This is a genomic window from Stenotrophomonas sp. B1-1, assembly GCF_010894375.1.
In the GTDB taxonomy this organism is placed as follows: Bacteria; Pseudomonadota; Gammaproteobacteria; order Xanthomonadales; family Xanthomonadaceae; genus Stenotrophomonas.
In genome coordinates, this window is sequence record NZ_JAAIUZ010000048.1 from 1 (window position 1) to 2,700 (window position 2,700).

General features: G+C 67.4%; 3 protein-coding genes. 2 read left to right on the top strand and 1 reads right to left on the bottom strand.

The genetic code is table 11. The annotated features are described in order from the left end of the window. Positions 1-269 (bottom strand): hypothetical protein (locus G4G00_RS21870; protein ID WP_205515595.1); only part of this gene is annotated, 269 nt, incomplete at its 3' end. A gap of 58 nt (positions 270-327) precedes the next feature. Between G4G00_RS21870 and G4G00_RS21640 the strand changes: the two genes are divergently transcribed. Together G4G00_RS21640 and G4G00_RS21645 are read left to right on the top strand one after the other, a co-directional pair. Then, entirely contained in the window at positions 328-1,566 is a 1,239-nt protein-coding gene (locus G4G00_RS21640) for an ectonucleotide pyrophosphatase/phosphodiesterase (protein WP_164276602.1), read from the top strand. A gap of 182 nt (positions 1,567-1,748) precedes the next feature. After that, entirely contained in the window at positions 1,749-2,558 is an 810-nt protein-coding gene (locus tag G4G00_RS21645) for a trypsin-like serine protease (RefSeq protein WP_164276604.1), read from the top strand. The last annotated feature ends 142 nt before the right edge of the window (positions 2,559-2,700 follow it).

A 2,700-nucleotide genomic window follows, 5' to 3' on the forward strand; every position in this document is an offset into this window, starting at 1 on the left:
GGATCTGGAGAGGTGTGGTAACCACCATTTTCCAGAGATGTCCCGGATGAACAACGTACAGAGAGATCACAACTAACAGTCGACTCTACCCCGTCGCGTTCCGGCATCCCATCGCGTTCCGGCACCCCGTCGCGTTCCGACACCCCGTCGCATTCCGGCACCCCGACGCATTCCGACATCCCGTCGCGTTCCAGCATCCCGTCCCGGTCCGACACCCCGTCGCGTTCCGGCACCCTGTGGCGTTCCGACACCCCGTCGCATTCCGGCATTCCGTCGCTCCCGCCACATCCGTCCAAGCCCTGTCATCACACCGGGCTAGGATGGGCCATGACCCTGCGCCTTCTGTTCTGTTCCTTCGCTGCACTGTCCCTGGTGGCCTGCAGCACGTCGCCCGCCCACCGCCAGGCCGCTGCACCGTCGTCGCCGCGCCTGCTGCTGGTCTCCATCGACGGCCTGCGTGCCGATGCCCTGGATCGCGGCCTGACCCCCAACATCCAGCGGATGATCGACGGCGGCGTGCGCGCACGCTGGATGACGCCGTCCTACCCGTCACTTACATTCCCCAACCACTACACGCTGGTCACCGGGCTGCGCCCCGGCCACCACGGCATCATCCACAACAGCATGCAGGACCCGCAGCTGGGTGGGTTCGAAATCAGCAACCCGGCCGCCGTCACCGATGCGCGCTGGTGGGGCGGCGAACCCATCTGGGTGAGCGCCGAGAAGGCCGGCGTGCGCACGGCCACCTGGTCGTGGCCCGGCAGCGAGGCCGCCATCGAAGGCATCCGCCCCAGCCAGTGGCAGGTGTACGACCGCAACATCGCGCTGGAAGACCGCGTACATACCGTGCTGGGCTGGCTGGCGCAGACCGGCCCGCAGGCACCGCTGCTGGCAACGCTGTACATGGAAAACGTCGACAAGGCCGGCCACATGCATGGCCCGGATTCTGCCGAGTACCGACAGGCGATCCAGCGCGCCGATGCCATCATTGGCCAGGTGCTGGACGGCTTGGACGCACAAGGCCTGGCCGCAGGCACCAACATCGTGCTGGTGTCCGACCACGGCATGGCCGCGCTGCCGGAAGGCCAGGTGCTCAGTACCGAACGCATGGTCGACCCGGCCGTTGCCGTGGCCACCAGCGTGGGCCAGCCTGTGGGGTTCCAGGCCACGCCTGGGCGCGAGCGCGAAGCCGAGCGGGCCCTGTTGGGCCGACACGACCATTACCAATGCTGGAAGCGCGCCGAGCTGCCGCCGCGCTGGCAGTATGGCCAGCACCCGCGCACGCCGCCGATTGTCTGCGAGATGGACGAAGGTTGGGATGCGCTGACGCCCGACATGCTGGCGCGCCATGCCCACGCCTACCGCGGTACGCACGGCTACGACAACACCCTGCCTTCGATGCGCGCGGTGTTCGTGGCTACGGGGCCTTCGTTTGCGGCGGGCAGAACCGTTGAAGGCTTCGACAACGTGGATGTCTACCCGCTGCTGGCACGGCTGCTGAACGTGCCGGCGGCCGCCAACGATGGCAACCCGGATACGTTTGACGCGGTGCTGCGCCCGCATTGAAAGCGCGCTAGCGCTGTAGGCGCCGCGCACCCGCCGCGCGGTCGGTCTGCCGGAGTGGCAGTCGTCACCCCTCATTCCGCCGGGTTGATCGCACCGGAAGGGCACTTCGTCGCACATGGGTGTTCGCGCCAGCCGATCCCGGCTAGGGTCATCGCCTTCCACGCACAGGACTGCACCGAACCATGCGCCGCTGGCTCCTACTCGCCCTGGCTACCCTGCCCTTCACCGCCGGCGCCATCGTCATCCGCAGCGATGTGGATGACAGCGCCTACCGCGTACCGGCCTCCGAATTCCCGGCCCTGGCCGACCTGCCCGGCGAGGGCCACGGCGTCCTGATCGCGCCGCGCTGGGTAGTGACCGCCGCACACGCCGCGCCCATGGAAGGCATGGACGCCGAGGTGCAGATCAACGGTCACCCGTACCGTGTGGAGCGCGTGGTCGTGCATCCCGGTTACCGGCGCATGCCCGATGCGCTTGGCCAGGCGGCGCTGGCGTCAGGCAACCCAGGCCCCATCCATGCCTTCCTCGCCGCCTCCGATGACATCGCACTGATCCAGCTGGCCGCACCGGTCAGCGATGTTGCGCCGATTCGCCTCTATCGCGGCCAGGACGAAGCGGGAAAGATCGCTACCTTGGTCGGCAAGGGGGCCACGGGCACCGGCATGACCGGGCTGGCGCCGGGTGGATCGCACCGCGGCGTACTGCGCCGCGCGGAAAACGCGGTGACCGGCGGCAATGATCGTTATCTCTGGTATCGATTCGACGGCCCCGGCGGCGGCCTGCCGCTGGAAGGCGTGATCGGCAGCGGTGACAGCGGCGGGCCATTGATGATCCGCGACGCTCAGGGCTGGCAGCTGATCGGCCTGGGTTCGTGGATCACCGCAGTGCCGGAGCATGCGCTTGAAGCCGGCTATTACGGGCAAGTGGTGCACAACGTGCGCATTTCGCGCTATGCCGACTGGATCGACCGCGTGATGCGCACCGCCCCGTAGAGTCGACTGTCAGTCGACTATCGCGCGCAGCGCGGGCATTTCGGTCACGGACGGGAAGAGCAGTCGACTAACTGTGATCTCTCTGTACGTTGTTCATCCGGGACATCTCTGGAAAATGGTGGTTACCACACCTCTCCAGATC

Excerpts from the sequence above, each read along its gene's own strand:
- G4G00_RS21645 (WP_164276604.1), top strand. The coding sequence starts at position 1,749 with ATGCGCCGCTGGCTCCTACTCGCCCTGGCTACCCTGCCCTTCACCGCC.
- G4G00_RS21640 (WP_164276602.1), top strand. The coding sequence starts at position 328 with ATGACCCTGCGCCTTCTGTTCTGTTCCTTCGCTGCACTGTCCCTGGTG.